At 43.6% G+C, this 20,554-nt stretch carries 22 protein-coding genes; 5 read left to right on the top strand and 17 right to left on the bottom strand.

Going from position 1 to position 20,554, the window contains the following annotated elements; genetic code table 11:
- Positions 1-29: 29 nt before the first annotated feature.
- Positions 30-995 carry a cysteine synthase A gene (cysK, locus tag C1X04_RS07975; protein ID WP_110572051.1) on the top strand — a complete coding sequence of 322 codons (966 nt, stop codon included), beginning with the start codon at positions 30-32 and terminating at the stop codon, positions 993-995.
- Positions 996-1,122: 127 nt separating this feature from the next.
- On the opposite strand, the gene C1X04_RS07970 is transcribed toward cysK, so the two are convergent.
- The 13 genes from C1X04_RS07970 to C1X04_RS07910 all read right to left on the bottom strand — a co-directional run bounded on the left by C1X04_RS07970 (position 1,123) and on the right by C1X04_RS07910 (position 13,578).
- A complete protein-coding gene (locus tag C1X04_RS07970) occupies positions 1,123-1,371 on the bottom strand; it encodes a hypothetical protein (protein WP_110572049.1) in 249 nt (82 codons plus the stop codon).
- 77 nt (positions 1,372-1,448) lie between these two features.
- Positions 1,449-2,417 (bottom strand): diguanylate cyclase, encoded by a 969-nt coding sequence (locus C1X04_RS07965; RefSeq protein WP_137169603.1) that lies wholly within the window; start codon positions 2,415-2,417, stop codon positions 1,449-1,451.
- 240 nt (positions 2,418-2,657) lie between these two features.
- A complete protein-coding gene (locus C1X04_RS07960) occupies positions 2,658-3,449 on the bottom strand; it encodes a class II glutamine amidotransferase (protein WP_137169602.1) in 792 nt (263 codons plus the stop codon).
- Entirely contained in the window at positions 3,442-5,310 is a 1,869-nt protein-coding gene (locus C1X04_RS07955; protein WP_137169601.1) for a VWA domain-containing protein, read from the bottom strand. The genes C1X04_RS07960 and C1X04_RS07955 overlap by 8 nt, the downstream gene beginning before the upstream one ends.
- Before the next feature lie 56 nt (positions 5,311-5,366).
- Positions 5,367-5,846: a YcgN family cysteine cluster protein gene (locus C1X04_RS07950; protein WP_110572041.1), complete on the bottom strand. Its 480-nt coding sequence runs from the start codon at positions 5,844-5,846 to the stop codon at positions 5,367-5,369.
- Positions 5,847-5,863: 17 nt separating this feature from the next.
- A complete protein-coding gene (locus C1X04_RS07945; RefSeq protein WP_110572039.1) occupies positions 5,864-6,157 on the bottom strand; it encodes a YcgL domain-containing protein in 294 nt (97 codons plus the stop codon).
- Between the two features lie 28 nt (positions 6,158-6,185).
- A complete protein-coding gene (rnd, locus tag C1X04_RS07940) occupies positions 6,186-7,343 on the bottom strand; it encodes a ribonuclease D (RefSeq protein WP_110572037.1) in 1,158 nt (385 codons plus the stop codon).
- 1 nt (position 7,344) lies between these two features.
- Entirely contained in the window at positions 7,345-7,938 is a 594-nt protein-coding gene (gene recR / locus C1X04_RS07935) for a recombination mediator RecR (RefSeq protein ID WP_110572035.1), read from the bottom strand.
- Positions 7,939-7,947: 9 nt separating this feature from the next.
- Entirely contained in the window at positions 7,948-8,274 is a 327-nt protein-coding gene (locus tag C1X04_RS07930; protein ID WP_110572033.1) for a YbaB/EbfC family nucleoid-associated protein, read from the bottom strand.
- Between the two features lie 18 nt (positions 8,275-8,292).
- A complete protein-coding gene (gene dnaX, locus C1X04_RS07925) occupies positions 8,293-10,407 on the bottom strand; it encodes a DNA polymerase III subunit gamma/tau (protein ID WP_110572031.1) in 2,115 nt (704 codons plus the stop codon).
- A gap of 192 nt (positions 10,408-10,599) precedes the next feature.
- Positions 10,600-11,667: a hypothetical protein gene (locus C1X04_RS07920; RefSeq protein WP_110572029.1), complete on the bottom strand. Its 1,068-nt coding sequence runs from the start codon at positions 11,665-11,667 to the stop codon at positions 10,600-10,602.
- Positions 11,668-11,829: 162 nt separating this feature from the next.
- Positions 11,830-12,819 (bottom strand): rhodanese-related sulfurtransferase, encoded by a 990-nt coding sequence (locus C1X04_RS07915; protein ID WP_137169600.1) that lies wholly within the window; start codon positions 12,817-12,819, stop codon positions 11,830-11,832.
- 66 nt (positions 12,820-12,885) lie between these two features.
- Positions 12,886-13,578, bottom strand: a complete 693-nt coding sequence (locus tag C1X04_RS07910; RefSeq protein ID WP_110572025.1) for a 2OG-Fe(II) oxygenase — start codon at positions 13,576-13,578, stop codon at positions 12,886-12,888.
- A 104-nt stretch (positions 13,579-13,682) separates the two neighbouring features.
- Between C1X04_RS07910 and C1X04_RS07905 the strand changes: the two genes are divergently transcribed.
- The gene (locus C1X04_RS07905) at positions 13,683-15,440 is read left to right on the top strand and encodes a DEAD/DEAH box helicase (protein WP_110572023.1); all 1,758 of its coding nucleotides are present in this window, start codon (positions 13,683-13,685) and stop codon (positions 15,438-15,440) included.
- Here the strand turns inward: C1X04_RS07905 and C1X04_RS07900 are convergent.
- Entirely contained in the window at positions 15,437-16,033 is a 597-nt protein-coding gene (locus tag C1X04_RS07900; RefSeq protein WP_110572021.1) for a TetR/AcrR family transcriptional regulator, read from the bottom strand. The two genes, C1X04_RS07905 and C1X04_RS07900, sit on opposite strands and share 4 nt — an antisense overlap.
- Before the next feature lie 70 nt (positions 16,034-16,103).
- Complete coding sequence (locus C1X04_RS07895) at positions 16,104-16,865, bottom strand: DUF1499 domain-containing protein (protein WP_137169599.1); 762 nt, start codon at positions 16,863-16,865, stop codon at positions 16,104-16,106.
- Positions 16,866-17,108: 243 nt separating this feature from the next.
- Between C1X04_RS07895 and C1X04_RS07890 the strand changes: the two genes are divergently transcribed.
- Positions 17,109-17,819 (top strand): tRNA-uridine aminocarboxypropyltransferase, encoded by a 711-nt coding sequence (locus C1X04_RS07890; RefSeq protein WP_110572018.1) that lies wholly within the window; start codon positions 17,109-17,111, stop codon positions 17,817-17,819.
- A gap of 49 nt (positions 17,820-17,868) precedes the next feature.
- On the opposite strand, the gene C1X04_RS07885 is transcribed toward C1X04_RS07890, so the two are convergent.
- Complete coding sequence (locus C1X04_RS07885; protein WP_137169598.1) at positions 17,869-18,351, bottom strand: DUF2947 family protein; 483 nt, start codon at positions 18,349-18,351, stop codon at positions 17,869-17,871.
- A gap of 143 nt (positions 18,352-18,494) precedes the next feature.
- On the opposite strand from C1X04_RS07885, the gene C1X04_RS07880 reads away from it, so the two are divergent.
- Together C1X04_RS07880 and C1X04_RS07875 are read left to right on the top strand one after the other, a co-directional pair.
- Positions 18,495-18,686 (top strand): hypothetical protein, encoded by a 192-nt coding sequence (locus C1X04_RS07880; protein WP_110572014.1) that lies wholly within the window; start codon positions 18,495-18,497, stop codon positions 18,684-18,686.
- A 149-nt stretch (positions 18,687-18,835) separates the two neighbouring features.
- On the top strand, positions 18,836-19,480 hold the full coding sequence (locus C1X04_RS07875; protein WP_110572012.1) for an HAD family phosphatase: 645 nt from the start codon (positions 18,836-18,838) through the stop codon (positions 19,478-19,480).
- Between the two features lie 35 nt (positions 19,481-19,515).
- Here the strand turns inward: C1X04_RS07875 and C1X04_RS07870 are convergent, their stop codons facing one another.
- Complete coding sequence (locus C1X04_RS07870; protein WP_110572010.1) at positions 19,516-20,544, bottom strand: nucleoid-associated protein; 1,029 nt, start codon at positions 20,542-20,544, stop codon at positions 19,516-19,518.
- Between the last annotated feature and the right edge of the window lie 10 nt (positions 20,545-20,554).

Here is a 20,554-nt window from a genome sequence, read left to right as displayed (position 1 = left end):
CTCTTCCACACTGCAAAAAAGGAAATGGTATGTCACATCAAGTATTTGAAGATAACTCTCTTACCATTGGCAATACGCCTCTTGTACGTTTGAACCGCATTGGCAATGGCAACATTTGGGCTAAGATCGAAGCTCGTAACCCTGCTTTCTCAGTGAAATGCCGCATCGGTGCCAACATGGTGTGGGATGCAGAAAAGAAAGGCATTTTGACGAAAGGCAAATCCATTGTAGAACCATCAAGCGGTAATACAGGGATTGCGTTGTGTTTTGTTGCGGCTTCTCGTGGTTACCCTATTACCATCACCATGCCTGCCAGCATGAGTATTGAACGTCGCCAAGTAATGAAGGCTTTGGGCGCAAACATCGTTCTGACTGAACCCGCAAAAGGAATGAAAGGGGCGATTGCCAAAGCAGAAGAAATCGCCCAAGACGACAATTTTGTTTTGTTACAACAATTCGAAAACCCAGCAAACCCTGAAATTCATGAACAAACCACCGGGCCAGAAATTTGGCAAGACACCAATGGCGAGATAGATGTTTTCGTTGCTGGGGTTGGTACTGGCGGTACGATCACAGGTGTTAGCCGTTATATTAAAAACACCCAAGGGAAAGCCATTGTTAGTGTAGCGGTAGAGCCGACTAGCTCCCCTGTTATCACGCAAACAATGAAGGGTGAAGAACCCACTCCGTCACCACACAAAATTCAAGGCATTGGCGCGGGTTTCGTACCGAAGAATCTCGACCTTTCTGTCATCGACCGAGTGGAACAAGTGTCTAACGAAGACGCCATTGCTATGGCAAAACGCTTAATGCGTGAAGAAGGTATCTTGTGCGGTATTTCTTGTGGCGCTGCAGTGGTAGCGGCAGAACGCTTGAGCCAACTTGCTGAATTTAAAGATAAGAAAATCGTTGTAGTATTACCGGATTCTGGTGAGCGTTACTTATCTACCGCTTTGTTTGAAGGCGAATTCACCGACAACGAGTTGGTTCAGTAATCAATAATCTTAGTAACCCCCTCCCAGCCTCCCCCTTATTAAGGGGGAGGAGCGAACAACTTCTCTCTCCTTATGTCTTTCAAGGGCAGAGTTAGGGAGGGAGTAATCTATTAAGAAAAAATCTTAATTAATGGGGCTTTTTAGTACCGTAACGAACCATGTCTTTGCCATTCTCAAACACTTCAGTGGTCACATAACGCCCTAACACCAGCTGCTGATTATCATCCAGCACTGCTACAAATGGACGGCCATTGGAATTATTCGTCGCCAATGCTACGCCCGATACATTGTTCAAACCCAACCCACCAGCTTCGACCAAACGTAAAAACGTCTCAAGCTCGTCTAAGGTTTCGATTACATCGTTATCATTAATCATTCTTACTACTCTGTTACGCCAATAATCGCGCTAGGATAACAGTTATCGCTGCGTGAGAAAAATAGGAAGCGCTTAGCCTACGCAATTGGGGTTATTTTTGTTGTTTTTACTGGTTTGTGGATTTCACTCAAGACGCAGTGTACAACCTTATTACGTCCCTCTTGTTTCGCCTGATAGAGCAACGCATCAGCCTGTCTAAATGCGTCTTCAATGGTGATGTCTTTACTTGGTGTTAACTCAACTAAACCAATACTCGCTGTCAGATAAGAAGCATTAGCAGGATAGGACTGAGGTATCTGTAGGCCATACAAACCTTGTAAAAAGGCCTCGCACTCTGCAAGTGTTGAACTAATCGGTTTCCCTACCCAAATCATAGCGAACTCTTCACCGCCATAACGAGCACAAAAAAAGCCATGCTTATCAGCCAAAGTCTTCAACAAGCCAGCCACCTGAACTAGGCAGTCATCGCCTGCCTGATGACCATAAAAGTCATTAAGACGCTTAAAATAATCTAAGTCCATCATTGCTAGGTTTAGACTAAGCTGCCCCTCAATCGCCTCAGACCATGATGCTTCTAAATGCTCATCAAAAGCACGTCGATTATGAATATCGGTCAGACTGTCAAATCGTGCTAGCCGTTCTACGGCTTCCTCGGCAAGTTTACGCTGCGATACATCCTGATGAACAATCACAATAAAGCGCTCATCATCTAAATCAAATGGCGTACAACGCATTATAAACCAGCGTTTTTCAGTCGGAGTATGGCAAGGGTATTCAATTTGAAATTCGTTAGTCTCACCTTTTATCAGATCACGAATGCCTTGAGCGACATCAGCACCAAAGCCATCGTCTCCAGATGAGCCATCACAAACCGTTAGATAATTGATTGAATCCCATTCTATCGAACTTTTTTTCTGCCCGCTTCCTGTGCCAAAGTTACACCAACTTTTATTAACGTAAACAATATTGCCTTGGGAGTCGATAACCGCTAGCTGACTTGCTATTGAGTCTATGACTGCTTTTAAAAACTCGATAGAGCCATGCACTGGCTTTACTCCTTGCAAGATAAATTCAAAGCCCTAGAGACTACTAATTTAACATGACTAAATTCGTTATGAGGGGGGCGTTATTGAATCAAAATATAGACTTTAAACACAAGCAAGTAAAACGACAATTATGCCTATATTGGTTTCCACTTTACATTGCCATCGCAGGCGAATACCAAAGAGAGCCCCATAAATGAGATCAAACGATAGTGACTTCGCCTATTGTGTCTTATAAGGGTTCTAAACAAGGTTGTTGACTTTGATCTGACACACCACTTCGCCACCTTCAAACACACACAACTCGCCTTCTTCCATTTGTTGCCATATTTCGTCGTGGGTTAGAGGTTGTGTCGTGATGACAGTGACAACGTCTTTATCTGTGGTGACTTCTTTAAAATCCACTATGACATCTTCGTCAGAAAGAGTCGCTTTTTTAAACGGTGCTCGGCGGGTAATCCAATGTAATTTAGTGGTACAAAAACAGTATAAACGCACACCATCAGAGAGCATCATGTTAAACACGCCCATGGTTTTAAGGTGCAAAGCCAATTCTGAAAGCGCTTCAGATACCTCAGATAACGTGGGTTCTAGATCACCAAAACGTGTTTGCAGTTGCTCTACAATCCAGCAAAATGCTCGCTCTGAGTCAGTGCTGCCTAATGGATGGTAATGCTCTATTGGCAAGGATTCAGACGATTCTAATTGACCATTATGAGCGTAAGTCCAAGTCTTTCCCCACAGAAGACGGTTAAATGGGTGAGTGTTTAATAGACTCACTGCACCGACATTTGCTTGGCGAATATGGCTAATCACGATGTCGCACTTTAATGAGGTATTGCTGATGACTTCCGCCATGTCTGAATCGGCACTTGGTCTTGGGTCATGGATCGCCCAAACATAGCCATCTCGGTACATAGCCATTCCCCAGCCATCTTTATGAGGACCCGTCCGTCCACCGCGAGCACGTAAACCAGAAAAACTAAAACAAATATCCGTTGGCACATTTGCACTCATGCCCAATAACTCACACATCGTTTACATCATCTCTTTGATAGGATTTAGATTTCTTTAAGCGTCGATACAATAAAATACCGCCCACTATTATGATTATGCCGCCAATGTTTAAGGCCGCGTATAACATCCATTCTTTGGAAGAAAAGCTATCATTTTTATTGGCAGCATCACTGACGCTCGCGTCTTTAGTTGGCGCACTGGATTCAGAAGCAAGTGACGCAGATTCTTCCGTTTCATCCACGACAGAGATAGCGGGAGGAAGGAAAACCGGCATAACGTTTTTATCCACCGTCGCCGCCGAGATAAGTGCTGTCCCTTCGTTACTCGCACCTGCCAAACTGACAACAGGGGCATCATTACCTTGTCGGCTCAGCTGCCACTCTGGCGTCCAGTATTCAAAGCTTTCGCCGTTTTGATCCACACCAAGCAATTCAGCACGTACTTTAATATTATCATCTGGCGCAACTGGAATGATCATCTCCCAATAGCCTTGGCCCACTAATGGCATTTCTTCTATCTTGCTGGTGCCATTATTGTAAGTCAGCTCTAGCCTGATGTTGGATTGTAAAACATCCAATCTCAAATTAACGGGTAATGCAGTAAAGGATACAAGGTTACCACCAGACTTTTTCCCTTTGAATTCAATGGCTGGATGAACAGTAAAATATTGACTCACCTGCCGAGAGAAGGTTTTACCATCAACTACGCTCACCAGTTCATAGCGACCAGGCTCTATCGTGCCCTGCAGCGTTTGCTTAAAGCTTTCTTCTCGTAAGGCCAATTGACGAGAAAAAACCGATTCTTTTTGCTCCCCGCTTAATCGCATTAAGCGTTGCTCTACGTTCAGTAAATTAAGCACTTTCGCGTCTTTGATACGCGTATTTTGTTGCAACAAACCAACTGTCGAGCTGATCGATGCACCTTGAAACACAACAGGTGGAATATCGGAAGTATATAAACCAATATCAGTAATGACCCTGACACTGCTACGCTCTAGATCGACATTATTGATTGTCCACTCCCCAGCGAGAGGCGCACGAATCGTTAACAAGGTGTAATGGTCTGATTTCGCCACCGAAGTGCCACTGTCATTGTTCAATGACTGCAATACACCATCTGGCCTTATGATACGAGGCTGAATCTCACCATCGTGGAACACAACAAGGGTAAGTTCTTGAATATCCTCATCGACTAAAAAGCGATTACCATCTAAAGGTAATTCATCCGAAGGAGAAGCTTGTGCAAAAATACGATCGAAAGTGTCTAGCAAATCTTCAGGAATAGCGACTTCTGTATGGGAGGCGTTGGTTCTTAGAGAAAGCGACTCAAGCAGCGCTTTATCCGTATAACCCGTCATTGATATGGTATGAAGATGAATACCGCGATCTTCTAACTGAGGGGTTAGCTCATTAAGGATTCGATCTCGAGAGGCTTTGTTTACTGCTTCGTCTAAACTGATATCGACCATGCCATCGGTAACCAAAATCCAGTGGCGATTAAACCCCGGCTCCAGAGCACCACCATCTGGTGTCTCTAGCAATAACTTAATAATGGATTCTAAGTCGGTTTTAACATCTTGGGTAACGTAGCTGTTCACGTAACTTGAAAGCTTCGCTTTCGTGGCTTGATTCACGGTGGATTCGGGCAATAACACCCGTGCTTCTTCCCCAAACAACCAGACGCCTAATGTCGCTTCCTCTTCTGGGGCTAGGTTGGAAATAAGACGCAGCGCTTCCGACGTTAGCTTATCAGGGTCACTGATCAGCATACTACCAGAAGCATCTACAATAACGCGGAATTGGGTATCCGCCTGACTAAACGGCGTAACGAAAGAGAAAACAGCCGCTAACAACACAGTATTTATTTTCAACCACTTCACGCTTGCGAACTCCTTGAACTACTTTACTTTGCTGAATTTAGCGACCATTCGCCTCATTAGGTTATGTCATAAGGCTCCGGCATGCCATGCACCCACTTAATAATGTGGGTTTCCCAATCTTCTTCGTCTACAGATTCTTCGTTCACCGCATAATGACTCACCGTCAGACCTTGGCGAATCATTTCTTTATGACTGCCTACGACCAAAGGGTGCCAGTTTGGCAAGTCTTTGGTTTCATGCAATACACGGTAACTGCAGGTGTCTGGTAACCAATGAAACTCATCGAGTTGATCAGGTGTTAACGTAATGCAAGTAGACACTTTTTCTTGTCGAGTCTCATACACCTTACACTGGCATGAGCCAATATTCAGTTGGTGACACGATAAATTGGTATAAAAAACCTCTTCTGTCTCATCGTCTTGTAATTTTTGTAGGCAACATTTCCCACAGCCATCACAAATCGACTCCCACTGTGCAGGAGACATTTTCTCCAGCGCAGTGGTTTTCCAAAAAGGCTCGTAACGCTTTGCAATCATTCTTTTGACCCAAATAGTTAGTAAACGGCTTCCGTTGGTGTTTTATACAAATCCAACAAATAGTCATCTTTCGCTGGGGGTAACTGCAGATAAAAACCTTTTTCTCGAATGCCTTCAATCACTTTTTCTGGCTTTGCGCGAGCCAATTTACTTTCTTTGGTTAACAACATAGTCATGGCACTGATGCCTTTACCAAAGCGTGTCATTAGCTCTTCTGGGATGTCTTTCAGTCCTTTGCTTTTTTCGACATACAAGTACATTCCATCATGTTTGCTGGAACGAAATACTTCTACGATTAAATGCTGTTTCATAGTTTTCTCTTGGCGATTTCACGCCATATTAGGACTTTTTAAATTTCTCAAGCACTGGGTTAACAATAACATCGCGACGCCAGCCGTTAAGTGCAGGGTTCTGCCAATCGACCTCCGTACCGTCAAACAAGTGACGCACTAAAGGGTCCAACAGTTTACGCTTCATCATGGCTTCTGGTGCAATATTTAATGCTTCTGCTTTCTGACGAACAAACGCTTTAATCGCCTTGGTTAGCTCTCCCGCCTGTGAAGGCAAAGGAATTTCCAGTGGCAATTGGTATTCGTCTTCTGACAGCTCATTGACTAGAGCCACATTCTGCAAGATCACATCACCATACAAACGGTGCTGACGACCCGTAATTTCTTCCGCTTCAGACACCGCTTTATTGTGTGTCGGCATGGTTTTCCCCAAAGACCATAGTGTACGATCTTTCAGAATCTGTCCCTTGGGCACATTTTCCTTGCGAGCTTGCTCATCGCGCCAAATAAACAGCAGACGCAATAAAGTTAAACCTGCTGGAGACAAGCGCCATGCCGTTTTCACTCCACTCCAGTTTTGCTCTGGATCAGAGTTCATCTGATACTGCCACTTCAATGATTCACAATCTTCCATGACCCATTCAAGCATATTTTTCTCTTCTAAACGGGCAATCTGCATCGGATACACTTTGGCCAAATACACCACATCTAATGCTGCGTAACGTTTTTGCGCATCGGTCAGAGGTCGCTGAACCCAATCAGAACGCGTTTCATCTTTCGCCACTTCAATTTTCAGGTACTCGTGAATTAGCTTCACATAGCTTAATGACCATTGAGCACTGGCGTAGGCTTCACCAATTTGAGTATCGTAAAACGGCGCGGGCAATACTCCCAACAAACGATCAAAAACATCCAAGTCTTCCGAACAAGCGTGGAAAACTTTCATTACCGAAGGGTTCACCATCAAGTCACGAAGAGGTTCCCATTCGTCAATGCTCAGAGGGTCAATCAGTACAGCTTTCTCGCCTTCGCTGATCTGAATTAGCCCCGTAATTGGAAAATAGGTTGTGCGACGAATAAATTCTGTATCGACAGCGATAACCGGCAACTCTGCCCAGTACTTACACCAACTGGCCAGCGATTCATTGTCTGCAACCCATACAATATTTAGGGCATCATCATTCAGAGCATCATCTTGATCATTCATACTAGAGTTTTTTCCGTCCCTCTAGCGCTAAAGCCAGAGTATTTCCATCAACGTATTCCAGCTCGCCACCCATAGGGACACCATGAGCAATTCGGCTGACGTTGATGTTTAATGTTTTTAATTTCTCAGCGATATAATGGCAAGTGGCCTCACCTTCTACCGTCGAATTCGTCGCTATAATCGCCTCTTCAACCTGATTATGTTGAACCAAGGTTTCTAAACGATCTAAGCCTAATTCTTCTGGACCAATACCATCAATCGGTGATAAATGCCCCAGCAAAACAAAATAGCGCCCAGAGAAGCTACCTGCAGATTCGATAGCAACAACGTCTGCAGGCGTTTCAACAATACACAAATGCTTTGCATCACGTTCTGGGTCTGTACAAATCTGGCACTCTGTCTCTTCCGTCAGAGTACGGCAGCTTGAACAGCGCCCGACTTTGTCGAGCGCCTCACGCAATGCATTGGCAAGCCTATCCGCCCCTTGATGATCACGTTCTAATAAATACAACGCCATCTTTTGAGCCGATCTAGGCCCAACGCCAGGCAAACAACGTAATGATTCCATCAACTCTTTAATTAAGGGACTAAACAAAGCTTACTCCTAGAAAGGCATCTTAAAACCAGGTGGTAAAGACATACCTGCTGTCGCTGCCGCCATTTTTTCTTTTTGAGACACTTCGATATTGCGCACAGCATCGTTTACCGCCGCAGCAATTAGGTCTTCTAACATTTCTTTGTCATCACCAAACAAAGAGTCGTCAATTGAAACGCGTTTAACATCGTGACGGCCTGTCATCAATATTTTAACAAGGCCAGCACCTGCTTGACCTTCTACTTCCATGTTAGCGACTTCTTCTTGCGCCTTCTGCATGTTTTCTTGCATCTGCTGCGCTTGGCGCATCATGTTACCCATTCCACCTTTAAACATAACGTTTGCTCTCCAATTTTAAGCTTTAACTTTAACCGTATCGTAAACCAACTGTGCGCCCATCGTTTCAGACAAGGCTTGTACAATCGGATGTGAATTTAAATGTTCTATTGCTACCTGCAAAGCTTCTGCCCGCTTGCTGGCCGCAAATTCTTCTGCAGTGACCCCAGAGGTGTCTTCCACAGTATCGATAATCAAGGGCACTGTCATGCCAAAAAAGTCACTCAGCGCGCCTTGTATTTGTTCATACCTAACTTGATTCAGCATGTGCCCGTATTCTAACGGCACTTCTAAGCGAATCCCTTGGTCATTTGCATCAACCAAGCTGGAGTTCATTAAAATATTTTGCACCAAACCTGTCAAAGGCAGACGCGGCGCAACCAACCACCAGAGCTTCATTGTTAATTCGTTATAATGATTCAAGCTTGGCATCGGCATTCCCAGCGCAGGCTGAGCAATAACATCCGGCACCTTAGCTAAACGAGTATCTGGCTCTTTGCTTTCTTCCGTCGCTGGCTCTTCAACAGGTTCCGCACCCAACGCATCAACCAAGTCTGCCGCCGGATTAAAAGGATCAGCGACATCGGCGATTGCTCGCTCTTCCGCTTCCTCTTCGTCCTCATCATCGTCAATGTCATCCTCTGCTACTTGCGCAAACTTTTCTTCACTGATGACAAAAGGCTTAGGGTCAATTTGAGGCTGATCACGGCTTTCTGGTTGCGCTTCTGCTTCTTGCTCTGCATCCACAGACGTGACTGAACCAGTCGATTCTGCGTCAACCGTTTCAACAGAAGCTTCTGTGTTCTCTTCAACAGGAGTGTCTAATTCGGGAGCGTCTTCCCAAGGTGGGCGCTCTTCTGGCGTTATTGGCGGCACAGGCTCTTGCTCAACAACCTGTTCTACCGGCTCAGTTACCACATTTTCTGGCTCAACCGATGGTGTTTTTTTTTCCATGGTCGGCTGTGGCGAATACTCTGGCGCAGCATCGTTATCCATCGTTTCTGCAGCCACCACTGGCGGTGCATTATGACTGACGACCATAGGCGGTGCAGGACGAAACGCGATCAACCTCAGCATAAGCATTTCGAAGCCAGCGCGAGCTGAGTGAGCTAAATGTAAATCACGTCGGCCAATCAACAGGCTCTGATACATCATCTGTATTTCTTCAGAAGTTACGCTGGTCGCAATATGTTGAATACGAGCCAAATCACCTAGTTGATCCGTTAAAGCGCCAGGCACTTGTTGCTCTATTGCCACACGGTGTAAAACATCAAGCAAGCTGCCACAAATCGCACTAAAATCTGGCTGATAATCGGCAAGCTGCTCTATTCGCGTCAATACTTGCGCCGCGTTTTTAGACGCAACACTTTCTAGCAAATCCAATACTTGTGCTTGATTCACCAAGCCCAGCATAGCCGTCACACCAGATTCCGAAATCGTGCCATTGCCAAAAGCAATCGCCTGATCCGTCAAACTTAAAGCATCACGCATACTGCCGTTTGCCGCTTGGCCGATTTGCCATAGTGCTGGCTGGTCAAAATTCACTTGCTCGGTATTAAGTACAGTTTGCAAATAATCCACGACACGTTGCGGGGACATATTTTTGAGGTTGAACTGCAAACAACGAGACAGAATAGTCACTGGAAGCTTCTGTGGATCAGTCGTTGCAAGCAAAAATTTGACGTGCGCTGGCGGCTCTTCAAGGGTTTTTAATAATGCATTGAAGGAGTGAGTCGACAGCATGTGCACTTCGTCTATTAGGTAGACTTTAAAGCGGCCACGAGTTGGCGCGTATTGCACGTTTTCTAGTAATTCGCGGGTATCTTCTACTTTAGTACGCGATGCCGCATCCACTTCAATGAGATCAACAAAGCGACCCTCAGCGATCTCTCGGCAACTATCACAAGTCCCACAAGGCTCAGGAGAAATACCGTTGGTTTCACAGTTCAGACACTTAGCAAAAATGCGCGCAATGGTGGTTTTACCAACACCGCGAGTTCCAGTAAACAAATAGGCGTGATGCAAACGCTGTTGGCGTAAGGCGTTCACCAACGCTTGAAGTACATGGTCTTGCCCAGCCATTTCAAGAAAAGTCTGCGGGCGCCATTTTCGTGCGAGTACTTGGTAGCTCATGCAATCCAATCTAATGATTATTAAGGCTGTGTAGCACAGCGTTTGATTGTTTAACCATACTGCATTTAATGCAGACGGTTATATAATTTGCTGAATTTTAAGCTTTTTCAGGATAAAAAGAAATGAGCTGGCGGGAATACTATAGGGAACAAAACGCCCCACAGACTAAATCAACCTAGTGGGGCGTCGTTTTTATTGACGATCGATTAGTTTGAAGTCTTTTGGCACCTCAAAACGACTCGTATGTTCACCTGACATGTTAGCGGCTGTCACTTCTCGAATATAAGTAACGAGCGGCTTCCCATCTTCCATACCCATCCATTTTTTGGCACCTTTTTCTGCTTGTTCAGAAAAGAAGCTACCCGCCATGTCTTTCAACGAGTTAACAGGATCTTTGGCATCAAACTCAGGATCATCCTTTTTGGTTTCTGCCTCTTGGCAAGCGTTAATATCGGCATACCACTCTAGCTTCACAGAGATTGGCTCACCATTAACGGATGTCAATTTTTTCATCTCATTTTCTTTACCAGCGCTGAAAAACGCCAAAACTTTTTCCATATTTTGATCAAGCAAACGAGCCAAAGGTGTTTCAGCAATCACTTTATCGTAATATTTTTGATCAAAGTCATGCGACTCTTTTAACGCCTGATTAGCTGACACATCAGCCATCCAGTAATCCATCGTAACTGTGTGCTTGTCACGATTACCTTGATCATCTTCTGACACCAAATCCCATTGCGCGACATACTGGTCAGCGATAAATCCATTTATCTCTCTACCCTTTGCTTTAGGTGTCACCGTGAAATCGAATTTTTTCACCTCAACTTTACAACTATCGCTTCCAGCTGGATTATAGTCTTCTGTATCTTCGTCATCTGAACCTTCATTTTTGAGCTGTTCTAGAGGGCTCAAAGAGCTACAACCTGCTAAAGGACACTCCGCATAGTTTTCAGCACTGTAATTTACCTGCCAAAGTAAGTTTTTATCTAAGCGAGTAATTTCAGCTGTGTGATTATCGCCAGCAATCTTACTTGTGATCCAAGAGTCGTACTCTGTTTTTGTTTCTAATGTGCTTTTATTACCAGCGGTATAACGAACCGTTGTTTGGGTGGCATCAGGCAATAAAGGCCCACTGGTACGAATGCTGGCTTTTATAACGCTCACATCAACAACAGGGGTTTTATCAACGACTTGACCAGCACAACCAGCTAAGAGTAAAGCAACGCCAGGAACGGCAAATGAGAGTTTTAAATTCTTCACGAAAGAGTCCTTCTAATTTTAATCCAAGATATAACAAGCCAAGAAAACTACATTCGACCTGAATTGAGACCAGATACTAGCGTCATCAACTTACAACATCAATACAATAAAAAAGGCCAGCATTGATGCTGGCCTTTTAAAAATACTATCAAAACAACAGAGTTAGGATTGCTCGCGCACTTTGCGCTGACGCTCTTTTTCAAGCGCTTTTTCCAGACGATGCTTTTCAACCGCGCTTAATACTTCTGCACCAATGTGCTCTTCCCCACGAGAGCGAGCAAGCTGAACTTGGCGCTCACGTTCAATAAAACGCTGACGTTGTTCATCGGTAAATTTGTCAACACAATGCACACAGCTAACACCTTGAATGTAATGTTCGCTTTGTTTCTCTTCTTCTGTAATAGGCATACGACATGCGTGACACTGGTCGTATTCCCCTTTTTGTAAGTCGTGGTTCACAGACACACGATTATCAAACACAAAACACTCACCTTCCCATAAAGTTTCTTCTTTTGGCACTTCTTCCAAGTACTTCAAAATACCGCCTTCTAGGTGATAAACCTCTTCAAACCCCTGCTCCAACATATAAGCAGTCGATTTTTCACAGCGAATTCCACCTGTACAGAACATGGCAACTTTTTTGTGTTTCGCAGGGTCCATATTTTCCTTCACGTAGGAAGGAAACTCACGAAAGGTTTCTGTTTTTGGGTTAACCGCATTTTTGAACGTACCGATTTTAACTTCGTAATCGTTACGCGTATCAACAAGAACCACGTCAGGATCAGAGATCAAAGCGTTCCAATCACTAGGCTTAACATAAGTACCAACCACACGCTTAGGGTCGATACCTTCTACACCCATGGTGACGATTTCTTTTTTAAGCTTCACTTTTGTGCGGTAGAACGGCATGTCATCGTCGTAAGACTCTTTGGTCACTATGTTGTCTAGTCCAGGTTGCTGATCCAACCAAGCTAACAAGGCATCAATACCGTCGCGAGTTCCAGCAACCGTGCCATTAATACCTTCACTGGCTAGCAACAAGGTGCCACGAATACCGTTGTCTTCCAGTGTTTTCTGAAGCGGTTCACGGATGGACTCAAAATGAGGCAGTTCAACGAATTTATAAAGGGCACATACTACGACTTTAGACATATCTTTCTCCTATGCGATCTGGAACGTAAAACCAGAGCAATTAAACAAGGCGCGTATTATAGAGAATTATTGATCTGGATCAAGCGTCGACCCTGTGGTGGTATTTACTCGGAACCAGCCAGCGATGCTGTGTCGCGTGCGCTTTGCCACTACAACTTCGTGATAAAAACATTCGCTAAGAAACACCGCCAGCCGACCTTTTTTTGGGAAAAAGCGCCCTACTTCAACAGACGGATCATTTTCATCATAAATAACCAACTCTCCTCCGTCTCCGTCTTGCCAATTTTCGTTAAGGTACAAAACCGTCGATAAGATACGGTTACTTTCGCCTTTAAAGGCATCGATGTGCTTCTCGTAAAACGCCCCTTTTTCATATCTGGCAAAATGCGCTTCGTAGTCGAACAAACCAAGAAACAAACGGCGATTCAAGGCAACGCGCAGTTCGGCCATCATTTTCAAGAAATCTCTACGAATCGGCTTGTCTGGATCGATCCACTGAATGTAATCACGGCGCGCATCGAGCACAATTTGGTGATCTTGCTTACGCCCAACACCGGCCTGCAACATAAATGCATTTTGTATGTTTTCTGCTTCGTCCATTAAAGCCTGAGTGAAATCCGTTGAAAAAAAGTCATCCTGAACACTCCAACCTTTTGTCTGTAGGTCCATTAGCAGATTAGAGAATGGTTCCTCTCGACTAAAAGCAGGAATAGAATTTTCAACATACAGAGCTTTCGCAGGCAGAACGGCATTCGACATAGATAGATTATTCACTTCTAAAAAGGCAAAATTACTAAAGTTGCTATGATACTGTAGCCTGACAAACAAGACACTAAGATTTAGCGACGTAGATTTAAAACAAGATGAGCCAACGATTTCAATTACGAGACTATCAAATTCAAGCCGTTGAAGCGTCTTTGTCACACTTTCGCATTAGCAACGACCCTGCCGTCATCGTTCTACCCACAGGCGCAGGGAAAAGCTTGGTCATTGCCGAATTAAGTCGACTCGCCAAAGGCCGGGTTATTTGCTTGGCTCATGTAAAGGAATTGGTTGAACAAAACCACACTAAATTCTTGGCAACCGGTGCATCAGCGGGGATTTTCTCTGCTGGGCTAAGTCAGAAAACCAGCACAGAAAAAACCACCTTCGCCAGCATTCAATCACTGTCTGCAAACCTTGATGATTTTAACGAACCAGCAAGTTTAATTATCATCGATGAATGCCATCGCGTCGGCATGGAAGAAAGTGGTCAATACAATAAAGCCATCGAGCATTTTCGAGCGCTCAATCCAAAGGTAAAAATCCTCGGATTGACCGCCACTCCTTATCGTTTAGGCAGTGGCTGGATATACCAAAACCACTACCATGGCTACACACGAACATGCACAAACTCATTGTTTAAAAAGTGTATTTTTGAGCTACCGCTACAACACATGGTGAAAAAAGGCTATTTAACACCGCCAATTCATTACGATGCCGCCATTGCTCACTATGATTTCAGCTTGCTCACAGAAAGCTTAGACGGTGAGCACAGCACTGACGACATTGCTCTGAACGAGCTTATTCATAAACACCCACGAGTCACCCAAGCGGTGACAGAGCAAATACGACAACTTAGTGAAAACCGCCAAGGGGTGATGATTTTTGCCGCCACTATTGACCACGCAAAAGAAATCGTCAGCTACCTTCCAGCAGACAAAACCGCACTGGTCACAGGGAAAACCAAACAAAAACAACGAGATTCGTTAATCACTGCTTTCAAAAACAAAGAGATTAAATATCTTGTTAATGTTTCGGTATTAACAACGGGCTTTGATGCGCCTCATGTCGATGTGATCGCCATATTACGCCCAACCCAATCGATCAGTTTATTTCAGCAAATCGTTGGCCGTGGACTGAGACTAAGCCCTGGCAAAAAAGACTGCCTAGTCTTGGATTACACCAACAACGGCTACAATATTTTTCAGCCAGAGATCGGGGAAAAACGTCCAACTCAAGATTCTGTAGCAGTGCAAATTCACTGCCCTGCTTGCGACTTTGCCAATACATTTTGGGGAAGAAAAGACGCTGAAGGCAACATCCTTGAACACTTTGGTCGCCGTTGTCACGGCCTAGTCGAAAACGAACAAGGTGAAGAACAATGTACCTACCGCTTTCGTTTTAAGCGTTGCCCTCACTGCAACGAAGAAAATGACATCGCTGCAAGGCAATGCCAACACTGCACGGAAAAGCTCATTGATCCGGACGATTTATTAAGAAGCGCACTTAACCTAAAAAACAACAAAGTATTACGCTGCTCTGCAATTACGCCGGAAATAAACATCAAAGAGAAGAGCATCAAGATCACCTATCACGATGAAGATGGGCTAACACTTTCAGAAACATTCCGCTTTAACTTCAAAAAATCACGACAAGCTTTTAACGACTTATTTGCACGAAGAATTGCTAACGGCAGTCAGTCTATAGAGTTTGACAAACTCGAAGAAGTGAAGCCTTTTTTGCCTTATTTGCCTACACCAGACTTCGTCATTGCAAAGAAACAAAAGCAACATTGGCAAGTAACAGAACGGTTATTTGATTACCAAGGGCCATATCGCAAAGCCAACGAACTTAGTTAAGATAATTTGCCACTGTTTTTTAATGCATTGCGATAAGACACTTCAAACGGCAAATTCATTCTTTTTAAGTGCTCTATCGCATCTTGACCCAGAACCCCTTTCGGCACTCCGGTTAGCAACACAAACCAATAGTTAGAAATCATATTTTCGGCAAAAATACTGGCTGTTTTATCGTCTACGCCGACTTGCTTAAAACGCTTAATGATACCTTCTGAAACCACAGCCATTTGATTAGTGTGGAAACCACCTTTTGCCAAGCTATCTAATAGAACCTGTCGAGTAAATTCTGCATACTTGTCATAGAAATCAAACAACACTTGCGCCATTTGCAGAAGGTAATCTATTGGGGAAGAACTGGCTTTTTGAGAAGCAACTGCGGCACGAAGCGCCACATCCATTTCATCAAAGAAGATGTCTTTTACGAGGGAAAGTTTATCGGGAAAATGAACAAATAAGGTACCAACAGCGATGCCTGCTTTATCACTTAAATACCGAGTACTGGTTGCCTCAATACCCTGAGTTAAAAAAGCTTGCTTAGCGATGGCTTTGATTTTAGATCGAGTATTGGCTTTTTGCTGCTGACGAAGACTCACCTTTTCATTTCCTCTAAGAAAGACAGTTAGGGAGTCTAGCTGTTCTCACTATCGATGACGAGCAGAAATTTTAACGACCAAAATAGACATTAGGAACAGGAGAATGATTTAACGAAACAGATAGATCATTCATAAAAGAAACAATACGCTCAGCGTTCACACCAAAATCCCCATCTCCCACTCTAGAGCAGGACCGCATATCAACACGTACTTTGTTTTCTTCCTGAGTGATTCGAATCACCACATCATCACGAAAACCAAAAATAGGCGTACGCGCTGTCGCTTCAATAATTCCAGCACCGGAATAGGTAGCAACAACTTCCCATTCACGTTCTTCTACCAAGTTTGATACGGCAGCAAAGACAGTTGCAGGGTCTTTTTTAGAAAAGAGCGGCTTAACATCTGGATAATACTCATTCTGAATCGAGGCCCAATCCGTATTGTAGCTTAAATCATTTTCTTTCGAGTTTCGGATGAAATTTACATTGAGATAAGTGGGAGGGTTTTGGGTGTCAGTGGTGATATCGTTAATATTTGGTAACTCGGCACGCTGGAAATAAAACACAATCCACATCGCGCTGTATAAGAAAGAGACAATAAGCACTAAGAAAAAGAAGCGCTGAACCCCTACATTTTTTTCTTTTCTGCACGCCCCCATTGAGATCGCTGCGAGAATAGAAAGCACCAGAGAAGCAAAAACACTTTTTCGCAACATAGAAAAGCCTGTTAATGGCTCAAAAATCCCTACTCTCACACCAGCGATAGATATAAACGCAACGCATCCAACAAGCATTAGCAGAATATATAAAACCGGAGAGATATAACGACTCATAGACAACTCATAGCGAAAAAATAATATCTCGAACAATATCGCGACTTTGTTACAACGAACAGGTGCAAAAAGGCTCTTCGAGCTCATTCCTTTGTATTTGCATATTTTCTGTAAGGTTTTTGACAAAAAAAACAAATAACCACATCTAACCATTCAAAAATAAAGGATCCAGCCACTGACTCAAACTGGACATCACAAACAAATCATCGATAATGGCGCAGCCGAAATAAGAGCTCAATTACCATGAACAACACACCAGCTAAACATTCTGTCGACCTACTTCGTGAAGAATGTAAAACAGAATCCATGAGACCTTTTATCGCTAGAGGCTCTAACGCTGTCCGATGTAATCACTGCCTAATGGCAGAATTTGCCTGTTTTTGCCATCTCAGAAAAAGCATGTCATCTCCAATTGAGTTCATTCTACTGTTTCATCGTGATGAAATTCACAAACCAACAAATAGCGGCAGACTTATTGCCGATTTATTTCCACTGGACACACAAGCTTACTTATGGAGCCGTACAGAGCCATCTGAGCCACTATTACATCTCCTAGAAAGCCAGCGTGGAAACTGTACCGTATTGTTTCCAAACACAGAAACGGCACAAGCCCAGAACAGACCATTCAGAAGCGTTGCCCCACCCAGCCAACAAAACAACAAAAAACACACGTTTATCATCTTGGATGGAACCTGGAAACAAGCAAGTAAAATGTTTCATCAAAGCGAATGGCTAAAAGACATCCCTCACTTTGAAATTAACAGTGAAGCCCAGCGCTCGTTCTTGGTTAGGCATTCCAGCCATCAAATGCAATTTGCAACCGCAGAAGTCACGGCTATGTTACTCGATACATTAGGTCACGAAAAACACAGCCAGCACCTATTACGTTATTACCAAGCCTTCAATGAGCACTGTATGAGCAGCAGAAAACGAGGCAACAACCTATCATTATGAAACTTAATTACAAAATATACGTTTCAGACAACCCTAGCCTAAGATTCAACTACGCACTTCGAAACAATAAGTTAAGCCAGCCGTTAGTATGAAATTGCGCCGCTTGTTTTTTCTTTTTGCCGACCAAAATAGGCCCATTGTCTAAAAAGAGAAACGCCTTCCAAGTGCGTTTAAAAACGCCCCAAGGCAATTCAAAAACCAACTCATTATGGCAGCAAAAAAACACCGTCGTGTCATCGCCCCAAGCGGCAAAATGCGCCAGCACTTCTTCCGGTAATGGTGCCTGATCACTGTCCCATGCTTTTTCCCACTGAAGCTTGCCATCAGGAGCTTTTGCGCTATCTTTCTTTGGCCAGTCATTGTCAGAGAAATGATCAGGATGCACTTGCTCATCACTAATATAATCTCGCCAAATTTGAGCTGCCCGTTGTTCACTTAACAAGCGAATTTGCTGCAAATCCTCCGACTCAATTTTGGGGTCATTACGCTTAAAAATCCAACTCTTGGAAAACTGTTCTAACGATTGGTACAAGGAAATTTCCTTAACAAATTAAATGATGAAAAAATCTAACCTAACGAGTGAAAAAGGATCGTTTGTTCAATCCGTCAAGCTTCACTAGTATTATCATTGTTGTAATAAAACAACATATTTCATTAACAAATCAGGAGAATACTATGGACTCTCAAGAACAATACGAAGCATTACTTGCAAAATGGGGCTATGCAGACACTAGCGTTGAAGATCACGCTCGCCGCCAAAGACGTGCTCGTCGTATCAAAGCGGTTGTTACTTTTTTCAAAAACAGCCTTAAAACCATCAAAAAAGTAAGCTCTCGTCCACAGCAACTTGGTCAAGCAAGCAACTAATATTGGAAGAATAAGCCCATAATAATTGGCTGTTAGTGTATCGTAAATAGATCTTTTTAAGGGGAGAAAAATAATAAAACCCCTCCCTTCCTTAACCTCCTCCAAATTCGTTATCATCAATACTCATTCACAACAAAACATCTTCTTTTATGACTTACTCTTACAAAGCGATAATCTTTGATTGCGATGGCGTTATTGTCGATACAGAAAATATCTCCAATACCATTTTGAAAACAATGCTAAGCGAATGCGGTCTTGAGTTAGACGACGAGACACTGCACGCCAAGTTCACAGGGTTTACCAATCAAGAAAACCTTATTAATGCCGAGAAATTACTAGGCAAACCTCTACCAGCAAACTTTGATGAAGATTATCGACAACGCTTTCACGCTGTCATCGAAGCTGACTTAGAGCCGATAAAAGGCGTCCGAAACTTACTCAACAAAATCACGGTGCCAATCGCCATGGCCACTAATGCACGCCGCAAAGAAATGGATTTCAAGCTAAACAAAATCCAACTAGCAGAACGTTTTGCTACACGTTTTTGTGTCGAGGATGTAGACAATGGCAAACCTGCACCAGATCTCTACTTAAAAGCAGCAAAAGCACTCAATGTCACACCAGAAGATTGTTTGGTTATAGAAGATTCTATCGCAGGGATTACAGCAGGACGAGCAGCAGGAATGCGAGTACTTGCCTATAGTGAGACGCTTGATGCACAAATGCAAACGGCGGCTGGCGCAACTCAATGCTTCAAAACAATGAAAGAACTAGAAGGCTTGCTAGGCATTTAACAAACCTTCTAACTACTCTAATTCGTCTAAACCAATTAGTTAGACATAGATTGCAATTGTTTTAGCAGACTCTTTGGCAACTCTTTAATTGTTAGAGTTCCGGAGTCTGCATCAAACACCACAGACTCATTCAACAAGTCGCTATCAAAGCTAATCGTCAAAGCACGTGAACTACCAGACAAACGCGTCAATTTTTTCAGCGCGGCTTTTTCAACGAAGATTTCTTTCTCCATTTTGAAGCTATCAGAGTCAGCAATTTCCAAGAACTTATTCGCCTGCTCGACAGAGAATCTTGACTCAACTTGAGACGCAATTTCTTTGATTGCCAATGGCTCGCGATCTTGCGCTTTTGCTTGGCAGTGCTCAGAAACCACTTTTTTAAACTCATTTGCCTGTTTTGATGGAAGGCCTTCTGATTGACAAAACGCGGAGGTCAAATCCACCAGCTTACGCGTTTCCTTGGCGGCAACTTTTGGCTCATCACATCCAATAAACTGTGTGAAATATTCACTCTCGAACTTAGGCGCACGACCAAAACGAAAAGAAATATAACGCCCTTCATCACCCGCCTGCCATGCAGTCAAATTAATACGCAGCGACATGTGAAGCTTTTCCGTCTCTATCTGTTCAATTTGAGACAAACTCAAATCAGTACCAAGACCAATGCCTTTTTTGCGCTTTAACATAACAATATATAAGAAATGCGTATCGTGCAGTTCGTAATGGTTAAACCACAACAAACCACCCTCAGCTTCTTCTACAGGCTCCAAATACTTCAGATATTCCGCAGCACATTCTTTAGTAAACCCAGCAAAGTCGACAAAAGTATCGTTTTTAAAATGCTTAAACAATAAAGCTGGTAATTGCGCACCCTCCTCACTGCCTTGAGGATTTACGAAGCGCCCTGTATTCATTCCAGAACGATTGAATAGATTCGTTACCTGAGCAGACAACGCCTCGGCTTGTCCATCTACTGGGTTTTCATTGGGACGCGCAATCAGAATAGCCTTGCGCTCACCTTCATGTTTTTGAATCTCGTGCACAATTAAGTTGCTAATAGACACCAGCTACCTC

It is taken from the genome of Marinomonas sp. FW-1 (assembly GCF_005222245.1).
GTDB classification, from domain to species: domain Bacteria; phylum Pseudomonadota; class Gammaproteobacteria; order Pseudomonadales; family Marinomonadaceae; genus Marinomonas; species Marinomonas alcarazii.
This window is presented reverse-complemented; position numbering and strand designations above follow the sequence as displayed.

Bases quoted from the DNA above. Each gene is read 5' to 3' on its own strand.
- C1X04_RS07875 (WP_110572012.1), top strand. From the start codon at position 18,836: ATGACTTACTCTTACAAAGCGATAATCTTTGATTGCGATGGCGTTATT.
- C1X04_RS07930 (WP_110572033.1), bottom strand. From the start codon at position 8,274: ATGTTTAAAGGTGGAATGGGTAACATGATGCGCCAAGCGCAGCAGATG.
- C1X04_RS07905 (WP_110572023.1), top strand. From the start codon at position 13,683: ATGAGCCAACGATTTCAATTACGAGACTATCAAATTCAAGCCGTTGAA.
- C1X04_RS07880 (WP_110572014.1), top strand. From the start codon at position 18,495: ATGGACTCTCAAGAACAATACGAAGCATTACTTGCAAAATGGGGCTAT.
- C1X04_RS07970 (WP_110572049.1), bottom strand. From the start codon at position 1,371: ATGATTAATGATAACGATGTAATCGAAACCTTAGACGAGCTTGAGACG.
- C1X04_RS07890 (WP_110572018.1), top strand. From the start codon at position 17,109: ATGAACAACACACCAGCTAAACATTCTGTCGACCTACTTCGTGAAGAA.
- C1X04_RS07960 (WP_137169602.1), bottom strand. From the start codon at position 3,449: ATGTGTGAGTTATTGGGCATGAGTGCAAATGTGCCAACGGATATTTGT.
- rnd (WP_110572037.1), bottom strand. From the start codon at position 7,343: ATGAATGATCAAGATGATGCTCTGAATGATGATGCCCTAAATATTGTA.
- C1X04_RS07945 (WP_110572039.1), bottom strand. From the start codon at position 6,157: ATGAAACAGCATTTAATCGTAGAAGTATTTCGTTCCAGCAAACATGAT.
- C1X04_RS07895 (WP_137169599.1), bottom strand. From the start codon at position 16,865: ATGAGTCGTTATATCTCTCCGGTTTTATATATTCTGCTAATGCTTGTT.
- cysK (WP_110572051.1), top strand. From the start codon at position 30: ATGTCACATCAAGTATTTGAAGATAACTCTCTTACCATTGGCAATACG.
- C1X04_RS07915 (WP_137169600.1), bottom strand. From the start codon at position 12,819: ATGTCTAAAGTCGTAGTATGTGCCCTTTATAAATTCGTTGAACTGCCT.
- C1X04_RS07910 (WP_110572025.1), bottom strand. From the start codon at position 13,578: ATGTCGAATGCCGTTCTGCCTGCGAAAGCTCTGTATGTTGAAAATTCT.
- C1X04_RS07950 (WP_110572041.1), bottom strand. From the start codon at position 5,846: ATGATTGCAAAGCGTTACGAGCCTTTTTGGAAAACCACTGCGCTGGAG.
- dnaX (WP_110572031.1), bottom strand. From the start codon at position 10,407: ATGAGCTACCAAGTACTCGCACGAAAATGGCGCCCGCAGACTTTTCTT.